Genomic DNA, 15821 nt, shown 5'->3' on the forward strand with positions numbered 1-15821 from the left:
TTTAACTAGTTACTCGTAGTATGACCTTGATCAGTAACTGTATTGATTTTTCTTGGCATCGCTAAGCAATCTATCACATAGCGACTATTTACCAAATAAATAGCAAACCAGCACAGCAATACCAGTGTCATCGCGTTGGTCCAGGTAAACTGCCAGTGCTGTAAGCTGACTAAGTAGACAGTATGTCCTAGCTGCATTAGCACCACGAGAATAGAAGTGCCTCTTAAATAGCTAACAGAGCGATTGATTTTGTCTGTATCCGCTTTACGCAATCCCATTAGCCACATTCCTACAACAATCGGTAGCCCCATGGCCAATCCGAGGTAAAGCATAGTGTGGTTTGGGTAAACATACTCGAGAATTTGACTTCCTTCTTGGCGACTCGCACCAGCAACAATAAATACCACCCAAGCACGTGTCAGGAACGCCCACCCTAACCAGAGCCAAATTGGCGCTTTGAGGATTCCGTGCTGGTCATATTGTTCTATGCCATAGCGCATAATACGTCTCAAATTCTAACTAATATCAAACTATATGGTGTTAATGGCGCAATGATTCAAGTTCAAACTCTTGGTTATGATAAAATGCAGCAAATTTTGAGTTAGGATGAGTATGAAAACCAACAAAAGTGCGCCTTCTGTAGAAACGCAGCAAGAAGCGATGCGCATAGCGAAATCAACCCAAAAGCCTGGTCAAACAAAAGAACAGACTAAATTGATCGCTCAAGGAATTGAAAAAGGCATCGCGCAATTTAAAAAACAGCAGAAAGAAAAAAAACGTCAGGCAGATAAAGCGCTAAAAAAACAGAAAAGAGATAAGCAGCAACGTGACCACGTTGAAGCAGACAATCAAACACAAGACATTCAAGTTCAGGAGGTAGGCTCTACCCGTTTACCTTGGATGTTGTTGGTATTTAGCTGGATAGGTTTTATTGCTTATGTTGCTCTTAACTAAACGTAGTCTCGGTGCTATCACCGCACTGATTGTGCTGCAAGGCTGCTCAACACCAGCCAATCAACTTTCATCACCGCAAGCTGAACGTGTTGAGGTAAGACTGGATGCCACTATGGATGTCTCGTCTTGCGCTTGGAAAGGCGACATCACTGGTTCAGAAGGACGCTGGTATAGCTCGATTTTTTATGGCAATGATGCACTGGCCCGTGGCGCAATGAATGACATAAAGAATCATGCAAGTGAGTTGGAAGCAGATACTGTACTTTTGCTATCCCCTCTCGACTTTCAAACGTCGGTAACCTTGATAGGTAGCGCGTACCGATGTAAAAAATAAAGCCAGAGTCTTCACTCTGGCCTCATTTATCATCCATATGCACACGGCTGATACTTAATTCACACTCAACAACGATATGCTGCTTAAACGCCAAGAGTTGACTCGATGTCATTTTGGCGTTCAATCACCCATTGGCTGTCGAATGGTCCCCAGTCAGATAACTGGTAATAACCATCATTGTGTCTACGCCCATCTTGAACAAACATGAGCTCAATGCCGATACCAGGTAGCGCCTTGATTACATCTTGAATTGTTCGGCGAGGCCACCCCGTTTTTTCGATAAGTTTTGGCACATTCGGTCTCTCGATGCTCTCAACAAGCAATGCGAGATAGAGACGACGTGCAAAAACAGGACTCAGTTCCATTGACACCTCCTATTTATGTGCATTTCCAATATATTGGATTTCAACAAGATGGTGTTGCGCTTGATCAATTTCTCGATAATCCGCGCGATATCAACAATTCAGATTTTGTAACTTTTCATCAATATCGGTTAATTTAGCTGGCTTTTCTGTTGTTTTTGCGCCATCTGTTCAGAACAAACAGATCAGACCAAGTGTGATAAAGAACAAGTTTTTGTTTATAAGGAGAGTTCTTGATAGGATGCTTGAAAACAAAATTGCCGAGTCGGCAAGTCAATTATAGAAAGGAAGTCATTATGTCGATCACCATGTTTGGGATCCCTAACTGCGACACAATTAAAAAAGCTAAAAAGTGGCTCGAAGCTAATGACGTGGAGTACACATTTCACGACTATCGTAAAAATGGTATTTCAGAGCAAATGGTTCGCGAGTTTTGTGATGCTCTAGGTTGGGAACAAGTACTAAACAAACGCGGCACGACATACCGCCAGCTCTCACAAGAGCAAAAAGACACACTTAATGAAGACTCTGCGATCTCACTTCTTGTTGAGCATCCTGCCATGATTAAACGTCCTATTGTCGATATTGACGGCAGCAAACACATTGGCTTCAAAGCTGATCAATACCAACAGATTTTCAACGCATAATTCGAATTAACGATAAGTACAAGGATCATCAAGGATGACAGACAGCCCCGTATTGGCACTCGCAAAAGATTTAATTAGTCGCGAATCAGTAACACCGGAAGATGCAGATTGCCAAAAGGTAATGATTGAACGCCTAGAAAAACTCGGTTTTGAGATCGAAGTGATGGTGTTTGAAGACACCACCAACTTCTGGGCTCGCAAAGGTAGTGAAGCGCCGCTATTCGCCTTTGCTGGCCATACCGATGTTGTACCAGCTGGACCAAAAGAACAATGGCATACCCCACCATTTGAACCAACAATCATTGATGGTCATCTTCATGGACGTGGTGCAGCAGATATGAAAGGCTCGCTAGCCTGTATGATTGTTGCGGTAGAACGATTTATAGAACAGAACCCAAACCACACGGGCTCCATTGCTTTCTTGATCACCTCTGATGAAGAAGGCCCATTTATTAACGGGACTACCCGAGTGGTCGATACCTTGATGGAGCGTAACGAGCTGATCGACATGTGTATTGTAGGAGAACCTTCAAGTACGCTAGCGGTTGGCGATGTGGTTAAAAATGGCCGTCGTGGCTCTATCACTGGTGATTTGAAAGTAAAAGGCATACAAGGTCATGTTGCTTACCCTCACCTAGCAAACAACCCAGTGCATCAAGCGCTTCCTGCATTAGCAGAGCTTGCTGCAACAAAGTGGGATGAAGGTAACGACTTCTTTCCTCCAACCAGCTTCCAGATCCCCAATCTACATTCTGGCACCGGTGCAACTAATGTGATTCCTGGTGAATTCGATGTGCAGTTCAACTTCCGTTTCAGTACTGAACTGACCGACGAAGACATCAAACAACGCGTACATTCGACACTTGACCTTCATGGGTTGGATTACGAGTTAAAATGGACATTAAGTGGTCATCCGTTCTTAACGGATAGAGGTGAATTACTGGATGCAGTAGTCGATGCCGTGGAAGAGGTCAACCATAAGAAACCTGAGCTTCTAACGACGGGTGGTACATCCGACGGCCGCTTTATTGCACGCATGGGCACTCAAGTAGTAGAGCTTGGTCCTGTTAACGCAACCATTCACAAGGTAAACGAATGTGTAAACATTGCTGACCTTGAAAAGCTCACCGATATGTACGAGAAAACTCTGTTTAATCTTTTGGGTAAATAGATATGGATAGAAAGCAGCTTGTTGGTCAAAGTGAATGTGAGCTAGTTCCACTTCAAGTTGGAAACAAAGCGTTTCTTGTGCATCAGCAAGTTAGGCAAGATTTGCACGCTCTGATTCAAGCTGCTTCATCCGATGGATTTCAACTGTATATCGCCAGTGGATTTCGAAGTTTCGAGCGTCAACTTGGTATTTGGAACAACAAAATGTCAGGGGGTAAGCCAATTCTAGACGATGATAGCCACCCCATGGATACTGCCTCACTGTCTGATGAGCAAAAGGTTCGAGCAATTTTGCGTTGGAGTGCTTTACCCGGTGCAAGCCGCCATCACTGGGGTACCGATTTTGATGTCTATGCAGGTAACTTGTTACCTGTTGACACTTCTCTCGCCTTAGAGCCTTGGGAATATACACAAGGTCATCAAGTACCCTTCTATCAATGGCTAAAAAACAATGCTAGCCGGTATGGTTTCCGCTTTCCTTATCAGCAAGATCGTGGCGGAGTAGCCTTTGAACCCTGGCATATCAGCCACCATGCCACGGCAGAACAATGTCTTAGCCAACTTTCCATCACATTGCTTCAAGAAACTTTAGAGCAATCAGAGATTTTGGGACAACGTGCCATACTTTCTCAACTTGATTACATCTACAATCAATATATAACAAATATACAACGTTGAGAGTGAAGTATGATTGAATGGCTATTTAACCCGTGGGTTATCATTATTGTTGTTGTAGCCGTTGTGATTGGCAACATTGCAGCACTGAAACACACCGCCAATATGAAGTTCAACCAAGAAGATAACGTCCGTTCACGTAAACATGAACTTGACCGCCTCAATGAGTTAGATAAACAAAAATATGGCGATGATGACGAAGACATAAAAAAAGGACCTTAACGGTCCTTTTTTGTTTTAGTCTTTCTTGATCACTGTCGATATCAACGGTTCTAGGGAGCGGAGCAGGTTCTCTGCTACTGGCTTACCGTCTTTATCCGTAACATTAATCGAAGTACGGTTCCCTAAATCACCGAATAGGAAGGTGTATTCGCCCGGTTCTAGATCAATTGGTTTCAAGCCAACGTCATTCCAGAACGCGTCATCCGGTGCAGCGTATTTGGCTTTTGCAGTACCTTGAGACTGGTTACGCTCTTCAATGGTGAAGCCCATCTTAGGCAGCAGCTCTGGGATCTCTTGCCACATTACATTATACGGTGTACGTGCAATGATGACTGGCAGACCACTTCTGTCCGTACCCATGCTAATCGGGATAGACTTGACCAACTCTTGAGCTCGACGAGCGGCTTCTTCACGAAGGTCTCTGTCATAGCGAGCAGTTACCAAATTGGTCATCAATGTGTTGTAACGCTCTTCGTTAACACGAGTTACTGGCTTATCTTTTCCACCCTCACGCCAATCGATCAGCTTCATTTTGAAACCATAACGATTGTTTGCTTCGAAACGGCTTATCTCGTAACGGCTACCAATCTCAACGTCCTCATCTTCAGAAACCCAAGACACCCAGTCGGTTTCGATAAAGTCATCGGTTTCTTTTCGTGCTTTGACGTTGATTTCAGCTAGCATGGTCTTGACTGTTGACCATACTTTATCCATCTCATCTTTTTGTAGCAGCCACAGTGTTACGTCGGAGCCTTGCCTTTCTACTCGAGCACCAGGGATAAGCTCTAAAACTTGTTGAGGCGGACGAATATCAACCTCACGGCCAATGCCACCCGAGTAATCCCCTTTAGGAATTTCATAATTTGGATAGAACTGAGGCGTGGCATCTTCCGGTAGCGTCCAACTTTCTAGCGGTGGCGCATCTAGGTAGTTAAAGTCATCTTTTGCTTCGCGACGAGTGTTAGGGTCACTCGAACAAGCGGCTAAAACAATAACAGCTAACGACGATACCGCTAGCTGACGAGAAAATTTCATTGATACTCCCTTAATAAGAGGAGCGATAGTTCACTCCTCTTAATGTTCTATTAGTAAATACAAGCTTCTGTTAGAGCTTGAGCAACAATAGGTTTTGCTTGCTCGGATAGTTCAACAAGAGGTAAACGTAAATCTCCGTTGTCAATCAAACCCATTTTATGCGCAGCCCACTTCACAGGAATCGGGCTAGATTCTACAAACAGATTTTTATGCAAAGGCATAAGACGTTGATTGATGATTTCAGCTTCTTCGAATTTACCTTCTAGAGCCAGCTTCATCATTTTTGCCATGTCTGCCGCTGCAATGTTGTTCGTTACGGAAATCACACCAGTGCCGCCTTGCTTGATGAAATCAAGCCCTGTCGAATCATCACCACTTAGTAAGATAAAATCTTCGCCACAAAGTTCACGATGAATTTGAACTCGTGATAAATCACCTGTCGCATCTTTAAGTGCAACAATATTTGAAATCTCAGATAAACGTGCAACCGTCTCTGGTAGTAGATCCACACCTGTACGACCAGGTACGTTGTACAAGATTTGTGGAATGTCTGTCTCTTCGGAAATCGCTTTATAATGCTGATACATGCCTTCTTGCGTTGGCTTGTTGTAATACGGTGTCACACTCAGACAACCCGCAATACCAACATTATTAAATAACCGACTAAATGTAATCGCTTCGTGCGTCGCATTTGCACCTGTACCAGCAATAATTGGTAGACGACCTTCAGCAAACTCAACCGTCTTCGCGACGACCTTGACATGTTCTTCAACAGTTAGTGTTGCAGACTCACCTGTTGTACCGACAGCAACAATACCGTCTGTACCAGCTTCAATATGATACTCAACTAGCTTTCGTAAGCTAACGAAGTCCACTTCGCCGTCTGGAGTGAATGGGGTTAATAAGGCAACAATACTTCCTGAAAACATGGTGATCTCCCTAAATTGATACTTCTTGCATGGTACTGTAATGCTATTGATAAACACAAGAGATTAAAAACGATCCCCGCAAGAAGTGAATGAATAATTATCAGATTTCAGATATGAGGCACGTATAAGGTGCGCTATTACTATTTCGAGGTGTCATCAACAGGTCAATTTTCTGGCTGATAAACTTATTCCCCTTAAATTTGTCGGTATTCGGTTACATCTATCACAAGAGCTTTACCGTTAGCTGTGCTACCATATCATCAAATAAGGACTTTAGAGTGACACCATGAATCAGTATTTAGTGATTACCGCCGTTGGTACTGACCGCCCAGGGATTTGTAATGAAGTCGTACATCTGGTCGCACAAGCCGGATGTAACATCATCGATAGTCGCATTGCCATGTTTGGTAATGAATTTACTCTCATAATGCTGATATCCGGCACCCCCAGTTACATCACAAGAGTTGAGACTACCTTGCCACTTTTAGGGCAAGAACATGATCTCATTACGATGATGAAACGTACATCCAAACACGATGCCTTACCGAATCAATATACTGTTGAAGTGTTTATTGAATCAGAAGACCGCATTGGACTCACTGAACAATTTACCCAGTTTTTCGCCGATAAACAGATCGGTCTGGCTTCATTAAGCGCGCAAACTATTGTCAAAGAGCGTGCGGGCACAGAAGTCGATCAATTCCAGATCGCTCTAACTGCTAACGTAGAAGAAAATTGCAATTTGATGCAGTTACAAGAAGAGTTCGACTCTTTGTGTCAACGCTTATCAGTAAAAGGCTCGCTGAACTTCATCAGCGGTAGTAAATAAAACAATAACACCATTCAGCTTCAAAGGAATTTCAATGAACACGTTGACTGCGGGTGCACCAGCTCCAAACTTTTCTTTGCTCGACCAAGACGGCAACACCGTCACACTACAAGACTTCAAAGGTAAGAAAGTCCTGTTTTACTTTTACCCTAAAGCTATGACACCGGGTTGCACCGTGCAAGCTCAGGGGCTACGTGACGTTAAAGCCGAGCTTGACGCTCACAACGTTGTGGTATTGGGTGTCAGTATTGACCCAGTAAAACGTCTAGGTAAATTTATTGAGCGTGATGAACTTAACTTTACGCTTCTCTCAGATGAAGACCATGCCGTTGCAGACCAATTCGGTGTTTGGGGCGAGAAGAAGTTTATGGGCAAAGTCTATGATGGCTTGCACCGTATCAGCTTCTTAATCAATGAAGAAGGTGTGATTGAGCATGTATTTAATAAGTTCAAGACTAAAACTCACCACGAAGTAGTGCTTGATTACTTGAACGACAAAGCATCTTAATACACCTTGTAGTTCGGGACATTCAATTCAAAAAAGCCTCGCTTGTTTAGCGAGGCTTTTTTACTCTTTTCAGATAGCTAAGTGGCTTGCTGAGTGCCATCATCATGACTTGGTAGTGCATTCCAAACCGCTTTAACTAGCGTTGCCAATGGTATGGCAAAGAACACTCCCCAGAAGCCCCATAATCCACCAAATACCAAGACCGCAACGATAATTGCTACCGGGTGTAAATTCACCGCTTCAGAGAAGAGTACTGGTACAAGAACATTACCATCCAACGCTTGGATAATACCGTATGCTACAAGTAACCAGTAAAATTGTGGTGCTAAGCCCCATTGGAACAGACCCACCATAGCAACGGGAACCGTAACGGCTGCTGCACCGATATAAGGGATAAGTACTGAGAAACCAACCAACACGGCCAACAAGACCGAATAACGAAGATCTAGAATAGCAAAAGTGACATAACTTACTGTACCAACAATCAAGATCTCCAATACCTTACCACGAATGTAGTTAGAAATTTGCTGGTTCATCTCGATCCAAACTTTATTCGCTAGGCGACGGTTACGAGGTAAAACGCCGCTCGCCATGCTGACCATCTCTTCTTTATCTTTTAATAAGAAGAAAACCAGTAACGGTACTAAAATCAAATATACCGCTAGCGCCGCTAAACTAACGAGCGATGCCAGAGAGCCTTTCACTACATTTTCACCTAAAACGAGAACTTTATCTTTCACGTTACCCATAATGGTTTCGACTAAATGAATCTCAGCGAGATCAGGATATCGTTCAGGTATCGTTGCAACAAACTGCTGCATGCCGTTATACATATTTGGAATATCATTCAGCAAGTTTCCAACCTGATTCCAAATTGTTGGTACTAAACCAAAAATTGCTAACAGCATTAAACTGATGAAGAGGAGGATGACCGCTACTACTGATAGGGTTCTCGGTACACCAAGTGCGCATAGTTTACTAACCGGCCACTCTAATAAGTACGCCAAAACAATCGCCACCAATAGCGGAGCAATCAAATTACCGAAGAAGTAGATGGTAATAAATCCAAATAACAGAATTACTACCAAGCTCACTGCATCTGGGTCTGAAAAACGTCGCTTATACCAACGACGGACCATATCTAGCATCAATTAATCATCCTGTTTACGAATATTGATAACGCTCACTTCACCTTCAATCCTATGATGTATTGCCGCATTCTGGATAGATAAGTATTGAAGGACGTCCGAGACTGAGTGTTTGTCGATTAATCTCACCGACAATAGTTGCCCTATTTCAATCTGTTTAAAAGCGCGCTTGACCAAGAGTAATGACATCGGGCATCGTTCTTCCACTAAGTCTAGATGTATATCGGTCATACACTTTCCATTTGAACAGCGTTGAAACTAAACATATACGCTACGAATCTCTCAAAGTCATCCATTGTAAAGACTTTTGATAGCATACCCAACCAGTAAGTGTTACAGAAACTATGAATAATGGATATTCACACAAACCAGAGATAACAAAATACAGCTAAGCCCGAGAATGAGAAAACCTTTCCTATCCCAGTTCCGTATGCAAAAATGAGTGGCAAGAGGATAAGGTAGGAAACCAAGTTAGGATTTCATGGTCAAAACTACCACATTTTAAGGAGTCACCTCAGTCGTATGTTGAAACGCGCCCGTTCATTGATTTGCCTATGCGTTGCTACCGCATTAAGCGTCCCTCAAGTTGCCTATGCCGAACTCGATCTTCCTGATATCGGAACTGCAGCAGGGGCAACGTTGACCATAGATCAAGAACTTATTTATGGTGATGCGTATATGCGGATGATTCGCGCTAGCTCTCCAATTGTTAATGACCCAGTGCTCAACGAGTACGTTGACTCTATTGGCCATCGATTGGTTTCCAGTGCTAATGATGTAAAGACCCCTTTCACCTTTTTTATGATACGCGACCGTAACATAAATGCTTTCGCATTCTTTGGTGGTTATGTCGCACTGCATACGGGGCTGTTCCTTCACGCCCATACTGAAAGTGAACTGGCCTCCGTTATGGCGCACGAAATCGCCCACGTCACTCAGCGCCACTTAGCGCGTAGAATGGAAGACGAAGCTCGCCGTTCACCCGCTACTGTTGCAGCACTTGTTGGTTCACTCTTATTGGCGATTGCTTCCCCTCAAGCGGGTATGGCAGCGCTCACAGCGACCACCGCTGGTTCGATGCAAGCTTCTATCAACTATACACGCAGTAACGAAAAAGAGGCCGACCGATTTGGCATTGCCACTCTTGCTCGCGCAAAGTTTGATGTCAACGATATGCCACGCTTCTTCGGTCGCCTTGCGGATGAATATCGTTATGCAAGCAAGCCGCCACCAATGTTACTGACTCACCCACTTCCAGAAGATCGTATTACCGACACTCGTGAGCGAGCTCAGAGCTATCCGCCACTACGAGTACAGCCTTCAATCAATTATCACTTGGCTCGGGCTAGAATTGTGGCCCGCTATGCTGGAATTAAGTCCGCTTCGGCAATGGATTGGTTCGAGCGAACTGCTCGTAAAGCCGGGCCGAAAATTCAGGACTCTTTCGAATACGGCAAAGCCCTAGTGTATCTAGACACAAATAAACTCGATGAAGCTGAAGCGATACTCGACAAGCTTTTAAAGAAAGATCCAAACAATAATTTCTATCTTGATGCAGCATCCGATCTTTACATTGCTCAAAAGAGGCCTGAAAAGGCAGCCGAGCTGATGAAAGAAGTCTTAACTGTTAAGCCTAATAACCCAGTCATCACTATCAATTACGCCAACGCGCTACTCAAGGGCGAAAAATACAAAGACTCAATTCAAGTTCTCCAGCGATACACTCACGAGCACCCCAATGATACTAATGGCTGGCACTTGTTATCGGAAGCTAACATTAAACTAGGCAACAGTGCCGAAGATCTCGCCGCACGCGCTGAAATCTTGGCATTGAATGCTCAGTGGGATAAATCTATTCAGCTTTACTCTCAGGCTAGTCAACTGGCCGAGTTAGGAAGCCTAAAACAGGCTCGCTATGACGCACGTATTGACCAATTACTGGTACAACGTGACCGTTTCATGGCATTACAATAAAACCAAAAAGGAATAGCCATCTATGTCAGTCACCATTTTTCATAATCCACGTTGCTCTAAAAGCCGCCAAACTCTTGCTCTTCTTGAAGAAAAAGGCATTCAACCAGAAGTAGTTAAATACCTAGATACTCCACCAACAGTAGAAAAGCTCAAAGAGATTTTTGGTCAGCTGGAATTAGAAAGCGTTCGTGCGATGATGCGTACTAAAGAAGATATTTACAAGGAACTTAATCTAGCAGATCCAGCACTGACCGATGATCAACTGTTTCAGGCTATGTTCGATAATCCAAAGCTAATCGAGCGTCCTATAGTGGTCAGCAACGGTAAAGCAAAGCACGGCCGCCCACCTGAGCAAGTGCTAGACATTCTATAATGCCATGCCAAATTCTGGTGCTTTACTACAGTCGACATGGAAGCACCAAGCAACTCGCTCGCGCAATAGCGCGAGGAGTTGAATCAGTCGAGCAATGCCAAGCCATTCTGCGTACAGTGGAAGAGTTGACGAAAGAGTCAGACTCAAACAGTGGCGATCCGTTTGTCTCCATCAAGGATCTAAAGCAATGCGACGGTTTAGCTATGGGGAGTCCAGTTTGGTTTGGCAACATGGCTGCTCCTTTGAAGCACTTTTGGGATCAAACCACCAGCTTATGGATCGCTGGAGACCTAATCGATAAACCCGCTTGTGTGTTTACCTCATCATCTTCATTGCACGGCGGCCAAGAAAGCACCGCCATGAGTATGCTACTTCCTCTGTTACACCACGGAATGATGATTCTAGGTATTCCCTATAGTGAGCCACAGTTACATACCACGACAACCGGTGGAACGCCTTACGGAGCATCACACGTAGCAGATTCAAGCACACAACTTAGTATTGAAGAGTCAGAGCTAGCTTTTGCGTTAGGAAAACGCTTGGCACAAACCGCCAGAAAATTGAAGTAATGGAATCATGATAGCAATCCCTTTTAAAACCAAAACCATGCGCATCTTTGCACTGGCAGCCAACTTAGCATTGCTAACTTGGGTCACTGTTTGGCACGGCTATTTGTCTCCACACCCTCACATTAGTCCCACTGCGATTACAATCGCTTGGATGATTCCGCTGCTATTACCGTTACCGGGTATTATCGCGGGAAAACCTTATACCCACGCTTGGGCGAACTTTGTGTTGATGTTGTATTTTCTGCATGCACTAACACTGCTTTATGCCGATGAAGGAGAACGTTGGCTAGCATTAGTAGAACTTCTGCTCACCTGTTCGGCCTTCGCAGGAAACATCCTCTACGCCAGATTAAAAGGAAAGGAGCTTGGACTTAAGCTGCCAAGACTGTCTTCGGTAGAGAAAAAGGAAAAGCAACGCTTCGAAGAGTAGGCTTTGAAGAAGAAGGATAGGTTCTTGTTTCAAGACCAAGAAAAAAGGAGGCATTGCCTCCTTTTTTAATCTGTAAATTTACATCTCAGCTAATTATAGCCATTCAAAAGTCAGTTGTGGCTTAGCGATTAGGCCAGATGTAGACGCTGTAGACTCTGATGAGTCCGTAGCCACATTAACCTCATCAACCGACGACACCGTTGCTGGTTCAGCGGTATCGGGCTGAGCTGGAGTATTCGCCTCGGGATTTGCCGTTGAGCTATCGACTTCAGGTAAAGTCGCAGGTACAGCTGTAGGAGCAGGCTCAGCCACAGTTTCTTCCGGCAGAACTTCAACCAGCTTTACTAAGCCAAGCTTAAGTACTTCTTGTTCAAATGACTCAATCGAACCAAGTAAGTAAGCTCTGATAATGACTTCATCACCTTTAACTTCAGCCACTTCCACTTTCGCCGTCGAAGCTAAGCGCCCTAATGCACGTTCCAGAGTAAAGAACGCATCTGCACTCTTCATACCGGTAAAAGACACAGTAACGGTGCCTGCACTTTCGCCGCTAATCACTGTTGCATTTTTAGAGGCGTAATAGTCACTGACTTGATCGATAAGGTTAGCCATTGCAACGCCACCTGACGCTGAACCAGTGATAGGCTCTAACTGGTTTCGACCTAAGGTTTCTGGTGCTTGGTCGTATAGTGTCCAGCGTAAACTACTACCTTCAGCTCTTACAACCATCACCGCATCTACAGGATAACGCTGAGTTGCTTGTGATATTGGGCCAACAAAGCCTCCCCACAAATCTGTTGGTTGAATTCCCGTCATGTCATCAAAGTCGCCAACAGGGAACGTTACTGGAAGCCCACGTCGTTTCGCTTCTTTTCTTAACTGATTCGCCGCTTCAGAATTGGTATGCTCCCAAGTGATAGCGCGATCCCGACCGTCATCTTCAACCAACCACACCATGACATTGGCGCGCTCAATTGGCCAAGACGACAAATCAGCTTGCTTCAATAGGGTGTTAATTTGCTCACTATTGAATGTCATTCTTAATGCTTGCTCACCATTTAGCCGCGTGTAACCCAACTGTGTAATGAACTGAGAGCTCTTGCCTAGTGCTTTCTTTACCACGGGATTAGCCGCAGCTTTCGAATCACCACTGGCTTTAATGAGTACTTCCAGCATGCCTTGCTGGCGAGCCACTTCATCAGCGTTCGGTTCTTCAGAATTCACCACCACTTCGGTCGAGTAAATATCAACCTTGGTCAGTGCATAAGCTGGCAGTACAAAGACTGTTGCCAACAACCAAGCTAAATAACGCATAAGCATCCTAAATTACAAAGATATAAGTCGAAATGATAAGCAAGTATGAGTTCAGGAGCAAGCCAAGTGCTTCAAGGTTTGGTTAATATTTTTTGCCACAGCCCCTATCCATCAAGATCCAAAGCACGATATCTGGCCTTGTATAGAAGTTTTACTAACAAATAATCCAGATTTTTTACCAAGATCATTAAGTAATCGATTGCAAAGTGATATTATCGCGCCAATTTGCCCAAAGCCCTTGGGTGAAAACTTCTATTTGCTTGGATATCAAACTATGAAAACTATCTTACAAGGTTCGCAAATGCTATTCGTCGCGTTTGGTTCCTTAGTCCTAGTACCGCTGCTTACTGGGTTAGATCCTAATGTTGCTCTGTTTGGAGCTGGTGTGGGCACACTGTTGTTCCAATTAATCACCCGTCGTAGCGTTCCTATTTTTCTAGCGTCTTCTTTTGCTTTCATCGCTCCGATCATGTTCGGTGTTCAAACTTGGGGCGTCGGTGCCACTATGGGTGGCTTGATGGCCGCAGGTGTTGTTTACGTCATAATGGGTGCCGTTATCAAAGCAAAAGGCGTGGAGATCATTCACAAGCTATTACCGCCTGTTGTAGTAGGCCCGGTTATTATGGTGATTGGTCTTGGCCTAGCGCCAGTTGCTGTAAACATGGCATTGGGTAAAACTGGCGATGGCGCCATTGAACTCGTCAACGGTAATGCCGCACTATGGATTTCGTCAATTTCGCTATTAGTGACTATTGCTGTCAGTGTCTTTGCAAAAGGTTTCCTTAAGCTTCTGCCTATTTTCAGCGGAATCGTGGCGGGATATGTCACTAGTTTAGCATTTGGTGTCGTTGACTTTACTCCTGTTGTTCAAGCGTCTTGGCTGTCGATGCCAAACTTCACTACTCCCGAATTTAACATCAATGCAATTCTGTTCATGTTACCTGTTGCGATTGCACCAGCGGTTGAACACGTTGGTGATATGCTAGCCATCTCGAACGTTACTGGTAAAGATTATTTGAAAAAGCCAGGGCTTCATCGCACCATCACAGGTGACGGCGTAGCAACAATCGCAGCCTCTATGGTAGGTGCTCCGCCAAACACGACGTACAGCGAAGTTACCGGCGCTGTGATGCTAACCAAAGCGTTCAACCCAGTTATCATGACCTGGGCGGCAGTGACTGCGATCGTCTTAGCATTGGTAGGTAAACTTGGTGCTATTTTACAAACCATCCCTGTTCCTGTGATGGGCGGCATCATGATCTTGCTGTTTGGATCTATCGCTACCGTAGGTCTGAATACACTGATTAAGAACAATGTTGATTTGCATAAATCCCGCAACTTAGTGATTGTCGCTATCACATTAGTATTCGGTATTGGCGGCATGGCATTTGGTATTGGCGACTTCAGCCTTCAAGGTGTGAGTTTGTGCGGTATTGTGGCGATTGTTCTTAACCAGATTCTTCCTCATGACCTAGGTGAGAATAAAATGGTTGATAACGCTCAAATGGAAGATTAATTGCTCTGAACGCAAAAAAGGCTGACACTTGTCAGCCTTTTTCTTCTTAAATCATCAGACTCTTAATTATTGAGTACCGAAAATCTTATCGCCAGCATCACCTAGACCTGGAACGATGTAGCCTTTGTCATTCAGACACTCATCGATAGCAGCAGTATATAGCTCAACATCTGGGTGGGCTTTTTCTAGTGCTTCGATGCCTTCTGGAGCAGCAACAAGAACCAAGACTTTAATTGCTTTACAGCCTTTTTCTTTCAACAGGTCGATGGTTGCAATCATAGAACCACCCGTTGCTAGCATTGGATCAACAACTAGCGCAATACGCTCGTCGATGTTTGACGCTAGCTTGTTGAAGTAGGGTACCGGCTCCAGCGTTTCTTCATCACGGTAGATACCAACAACACTGATACGTGCACTTGGCATGTGCTCAAGCACGCCATCCATCATACCTAGACCAGCACGAAGAATTGGCACTACGGTCACTTTCTTACCTTTGATTTGGTCTACTTCAACAGGACCATTCCAACCTTCAATAGTTACTTTCTCAGTTTCAAAGTCTGCGGTCGCTTCATACGTCAACAGGCTACCTACTTCTGTAGCAAGTTCACGGAAACGCTTTGTGCTGATGTCCCCTTCACGCATCAAACCCAGTTTGTGCTTCACAAGAGGGTGTTTAACTTCAACAACTTTCATGTCCTACTCCGGCAATTTTTAACAAAACCTGCAAATTATACATGGTTTCTTTTGCTATTTCAGTCAAGATTATAGGTTAATGGTGTTTTTTCCGCATATTTACTCGCTTAAACCTGCCTATATCAACAGATTACCCTCA

The 15821-nt window shown here is 44.2% G+C and carries 21 protein-coding genes; 13 read left to right on the forward strand and 8 right to left on the reverse strand.

Going from position 1 to position 15821, the window contains the following annotated elements:
- Window positions 1–5: 5 nt before the first annotated feature.
- Entirely contained in the window at window positions 6–500 is a 495-nt protein-coding gene (locus HOP38_RS12695) for a DUF2919 domain-containing protein (protein WP_198558185.1), read from the reverse strand.
- Window positions 501–612: 112 nt separating this feature from the next.
- Between HOP38_RS12695 and HOP38_RS12700 the strand changes: the two genes are divergently transcribed.
- Entirely contained in the window at window positions 613–954 is a 342-nt protein-coding gene (locus HOP38_RS12700; RefSeq protein ID WP_198558186.1) for a DUF2956 domain-containing protein, read from the forward strand.
- Window positions 938–1288: a DUF4156 domain-containing protein gene (locus tag HOP38_RS12705; protein WP_006071068.1), complete on the forward strand. Its 351-nt coding sequence runs from the start codon at window positions 938–940 to the stop codon at window positions 1286–1288. Before HOP38_RS12700 ends, HOP38_RS12705 begins: the two co-directional genes overlap by 17 nt.
- A gap of 83 nt (window positions 1289–1371) precedes the next feature.
- On the opposite strand, the gene HOP38_RS12710 is transcribed toward HOP38_RS12705, so the two are convergent.
- Window positions 1372–1653 (reverse strand): winged helix-turn-helix domain-containing protein, encoded by a 282-nt coding sequence (locus HOP38_RS12710; protein WP_006071066.1) that lies wholly within the window; start codon window positions 1651–1653, stop codon window positions 1372–1374.
- A 293-nt stretch (window positions 1654–1946) separates the two neighbouring features.
- Between HOP38_RS12710 and HOP38_RS12715 the strand changes: the two genes are divergently transcribed.
- From HOP38_RS12715 to HOP38_RS12730, 4 genes are read left to right on the forward strand one after another with little or no spacing between them, the layout of a single operon-like run.
- On the forward strand, window positions 1947–2297 hold the full coding sequence (locus HOP38_RS12715; protein ID WP_006071064.1) for an ArsC family reductase: 351 nt from the start codon (window positions 1947–1949) through the stop codon (window positions 2295–2297).
- Window positions 2298–2331: 34 nt separating this feature from the next.
- Window positions 2332–3468 carry a succinyl-diaminopimelate desuccinylase gene (gene dapE, locus HOP38_RS12720; RefSeq protein ID WP_006071062.1) on the forward strand — a complete coding sequence of 379 codons (1137 nt, stop codon included), beginning with the start codon at window positions 2332–2334 and terminating at the stop codon, window positions 3466–3468.
- Window positions 3469–3470: 2 nt separating this feature from the next.
- The gene (locus tag HOP38_RS12725) at window positions 3471–4145 is read left to right on the forward strand and encodes a M15 family metallopeptidase (RefSeq protein WP_006071061.1); all 675 of its coding nucleotides are present in this window, start codon (window positions 3471–3473) and stop codon (window positions 4143–4145) included.
- Window positions 4146–4154: 9 nt separating this feature from the next.
- A complete protein-coding gene (locus HOP38_RS12730; protein WP_006071058.1) occupies window positions 4155–4364 on the forward strand; it encodes a DUF2897 family protein in 210 nt (69 codons plus the stop codon).
- A gap of 15 nt (window positions 4365–4379) precedes the next feature.
- Here the strand turns inward: HOP38_RS12730 and bamC are convergent, their stop codons facing one another.
- Both bamC and dapA read right to left on the reverse strand, forming a co-directional pair.
- Window positions 4380–5399 (reverse strand): outer membrane protein assembly factor BamC, encoded by a 1020-nt coding sequence (bamC, locus tag HOP38_RS12735; protein ID WP_006071057.1) that lies wholly within the window; start codon window positions 5397–5399, stop codon window positions 4380–4382.
- A 50-nt stretch (window positions 5400–5449) separates the two neighbouring features.
- The gene (gene dapA, locus HOP38_RS12740; RefSeq protein WP_038227841.1) at window positions 5450–6328 is read right to left on the reverse strand and encodes a 4-hydroxy-tetrahydrodipicolinate synthase; all 879 of its coding nucleotides are present in this window, start codon (window positions 6326–6328) and stop codon (window positions 5450–5452) included.
- Between the two features lie 286 nt (window positions 6329–6614).
- On the opposite strand from dapA, the gene HOP38_RS12745 reads away from it, so the two are divergent.
- Together HOP38_RS12745 and bcp are read left to right on the forward strand one after the other, a co-directional pair.
- Window positions 6615–7157 (forward strand): glycine cleavage system transcriptional repressor, encoded by a 543-nt coding sequence (locus tag HOP38_RS12745; RefSeq protein WP_006071054.1) that lies wholly within the window; start codon window positions 6615–6617, stop codon window positions 7155–7157.
- Window positions 7158–7191: 34 nt separating this feature from the next.
- Complete coding sequence (gene bcp / locus HOP38_RS12750; protein WP_063604072.1) at window positions 7192–7665, forward strand: thioredoxin-dependent thiol peroxidase; 474 nt, start codon at window positions 7192–7194, stop codon at window positions 7663–7665.
- A gap of 77 nt (window positions 7666–7742) precedes the next feature.
- Here the strand turns inward: bcp and HOP38_RS12755 are convergent, their stop codons facing one another.
- Window positions 7743–8813 (reverse strand): AI-2E family transporter, encoded by a 1071-nt coding sequence (locus HOP38_RS12755; protein ID WP_006072848.1) that lies wholly within the window; start codon window positions 8811–8813, stop codon window positions 7743–7745.
- Window positions 8814–8816: 3 nt separating this feature from the next.
- Window positions 8817–9044 carry a sulfurtransferase TusA family protein gene (locus HOP38_RS12760; protein ID WP_006072847.1) on the reverse strand — a complete coding sequence of 76 codons (228 nt, stop codon included), beginning with the start codon at window positions 9042–9044 and terminating at the stop codon, window positions 8817–8819.
- Window positions 9045–9335: 291 nt separating this feature from the next.
- On the opposite strand from HOP38_RS12760, the gene bepA reads away from it, so the two are divergent.
- Genes bepA through HOP38_RS12780 form a run of 4 tightly spaced genes read left to right on the forward strand, consistent with a single transcriptional unit; the run spans window position 9336 to window position 12159 of the window.
- The gene (gene bepA, locus HOP38_RS12765) at window positions 9336–10787 is read left to right on the forward strand and encodes a beta-barrel assembly-enhancing protease (RefSeq protein WP_006072846.1); all 1452 of its coding nucleotides are present in this window, start codon (window positions 9336–9338) and stop codon (window positions 10785–10787) included.
- A gap of 22 nt (window positions 10788–10809) precedes the next feature.
- Window positions 10810–11160: an arsenate reductase (glutaredoxin) gene (arsC, locus tag HOP38_RS12770; RefSeq protein ID WP_006072845.1), complete on the forward strand. Its 351-nt coding sequence runs from the start codon at window positions 10810–10812 to the stop codon at window positions 11158–11160.
- Window positions 11160–11729, forward strand: a complete 570-nt coding sequence (gene wrbA, locus HOP38_RS12775; RefSeq protein WP_198558187.1) for an NAD(P)H:quinone oxidoreductase — start codon at window positions 11160–11162, stop codon at window positions 11727–11729. The genes arsC and wrbA overlap by 1 nt, the downstream gene beginning before the upstream one ends.
- Before the next feature lie 7 nt (window positions 11730–11736).
- Complete coding sequence (locus HOP38_RS12780) at window positions 11737–12159, forward strand: DUF2069 domain-containing protein (RefSeq protein ID WP_062460787.1); 423 nt, start codon at window positions 11737–11739, stop codon at window positions 12157–12159.
- Between the two features lie 93 nt (window positions 12160–12252).
- Here the strand turns inward: HOP38_RS12780 and HOP38_RS12785 are convergent, their stop codons facing one another.
- Complete coding sequence (locus tag HOP38_RS12785) at window positions 12253–13473, reverse strand: DUF2066 domain-containing protein (protein ID WP_198558188.1); 1221 nt, start codon at window positions 13471–13473, stop codon at window positions 12253–12255.
- A 274-nt stretch (window positions 13474–13747) separates the two neighbouring features.
- Between HOP38_RS12785 and HOP38_RS12790 the strand changes: the two genes are divergently transcribed.
- On the forward strand, window positions 13748–14989 hold the full coding sequence (locus HOP38_RS12790; RefSeq protein WP_062460781.1) for a uracil-xanthine permease family protein: 1242 nt from the start codon (window positions 13748–13750) through the stop codon (window positions 14987–14989).
- Between the two features lie 66 nt (window positions 14990–15055).
- Here HOP38_RS12790 and upp read toward each other — a convergent pair whose 3' ends face one another.
- Window positions 15056–15682: a uracil phosphoribosyltransferase gene (gene upp, locus HOP38_RS12795; protein ID WP_006072840.1), complete on the reverse strand. Its 627-nt coding sequence runs from the start codon at window positions 15680–15682 to the stop codon at window positions 15056–15058.
- Window positions 15683–15821 lie beyond the last annotated feature (139 nt).

This window comes from Vibrio mediterranei, assembly GCF_013364395.1.
In the GTDB taxonomy this organism is placed as follows: domain Bacteria; phylum Pseudomonadota; class Gammaproteobacteria; order Enterobacterales; family Vibrionaceae; genus Vibrio; species Vibrio mediterranei.

What these genes read in the sequence shown, in the direction of transcription:
- HOP38_RS12785 (WP_198558188.1), bottom strand. Translation starts at nt 13,473, where the DNA reads ATGCGTTATTTAGCTTGGTTGTTGGCAACAGTCTTTGTACTGCCAGCT.
- arsC (WP_006072845.1), top strand. Translation starts at nt 10,810, where the DNA reads ATGTCAGTCACCATTTTTCATAATCCACGTTGCTCTAAAAGCCGCCAA.
- bcp (WP_063604072.1), top strand. Translation starts at nt 7,192, where the DNA reads ATGAACACGTTGACTGCGGGTGCACCAGCTCCAAACTTTTCTTTGCTC.
- HOP38_RS12730 (WP_006071058.1), top strand. Translation starts at nt 4,155, where the DNA reads ATGATTGAATGGCTATTTAACCCGTGGGTTATCATTATTGTTGTTGTA.
- HOP38_RS12780 (WP_062460787.1), top strand. Translation starts at nt 11,737, where the DNA reads ATGATAGCAATCCCTTTTAAAACCAAAACCATGCGCATCTTTGCACTG.
- HOP38_RS12695 (WP_198558185.1), bottom strand. Translation starts at nt 500, where the DNA reads ATGCGCTATGGCATAGAACAATATGACCAGCACGGAATCCTCAAAGCG.
- HOP38_RS12715 (WP_006071064.1), top strand. Translation starts at nt 1,947, where the DNA reads ATGTCGATCACCATGTTTGGGATCCCTAACTGCGACACAATTAAAAAA.
- dapA (WP_038227841.1), bottom strand. Translation starts at nt 6,328, where the DNA reads ATGTTTTCAGGAAGTATTGTTGCCTTATTAACCCCATTCACTCCAGAC.
- bepA (WP_006072846.1), top strand. Translation starts at nt 9,336, where the DNA reads ATGTTGAAACGCGCCCGTTCATTGATTTGCCTATGCGTTGCTACCGCA.
- HOP38_RS12725 (WP_006071061.1), top strand. Translation starts at nt 3,471, where the DNA reads ATGGATAGAAAGCAGCTTGTTGGTCAAAGTGAATGTGAGCTAGTTCCA.
- bamC (WP_006071057.1), bottom strand. Translation starts at nt 5,399, where the DNA reads ATGAAATTTTCTCGTCAGCTAGCGGTATCGTCGTTAGCTGTTATTGTT.
- HOP38_RS12745 (WP_006071054.1), top strand. Translation starts at nt 6,615, where the DNA reads ATGAATCAGTATTTAGTGATTACCGCCGTTGGTACTGACCGCCCAGGG.
- HOP38_RS12755 (WP_006072848.1), bottom strand. Translation starts at nt 8,813, where the DNA reads ATGCTAGATATGGTCCGTCGTTGGTATAAGCGACGTTTTTCAGACCCA.
- dapE (WP_006071062.1), top strand. Translation starts at nt 2,332, where the DNA reads ATGACAGACAGCCCCGTATTGGCACTCGCAAAAGATTTAATTAGTCGC.
- HOP38_RS12710 (WP_006071066.1), bottom strand. Translation starts at nt 1,653, where the DNA reads ATGGAACTGAGTCCTGTTTTTGCACGTCGTCTCTATCTCGCATTGCTT.
- wrbA (WP_198558187.1), top strand. Translation starts at nt 11,160, where the DNA reads ATGCCATGCCAAATTCTGGTGCTTTACTACAGTCGACATGGAAGCACC.
- HOP38_RS12790 (WP_062460781.1), top strand. Translation starts at nt 13,748, where the DNA reads ATGAAAACTATCTTACAAGGTTCGCAAATGCTATTCGTCGCGTTTGGT.
- HOP38_RS12760 (WP_006072847.1), bottom strand. Translation starts at nt 9,044, where the DNA reads ATGACCGATATACATCTAGACTTAGTGGAAGAACGATGCCCGATGTCA.
- HOP38_RS12705 (WP_006071068.1), top strand. Translation starts at nt 938, where the DNA reads ATGTTGCTCTTAACTAAACGTAGTCTCGGTGCTATCACCGCACTGATT.
- upp (WP_006072840.1), bottom strand. Translation starts at nt 15,682, where the DNA reads ATGAAAGTTGTTGAAGTTAAACACCCTCTTGTGAAGCACAAACTGGGT.
- HOP38_RS12700 (WP_198558186.1), top strand. Translation starts at nt 613, where the DNA reads ATGAAAACCAACAAAAGTGCGCCTTCTGTAGAAACGCAGCAAGAAGCG.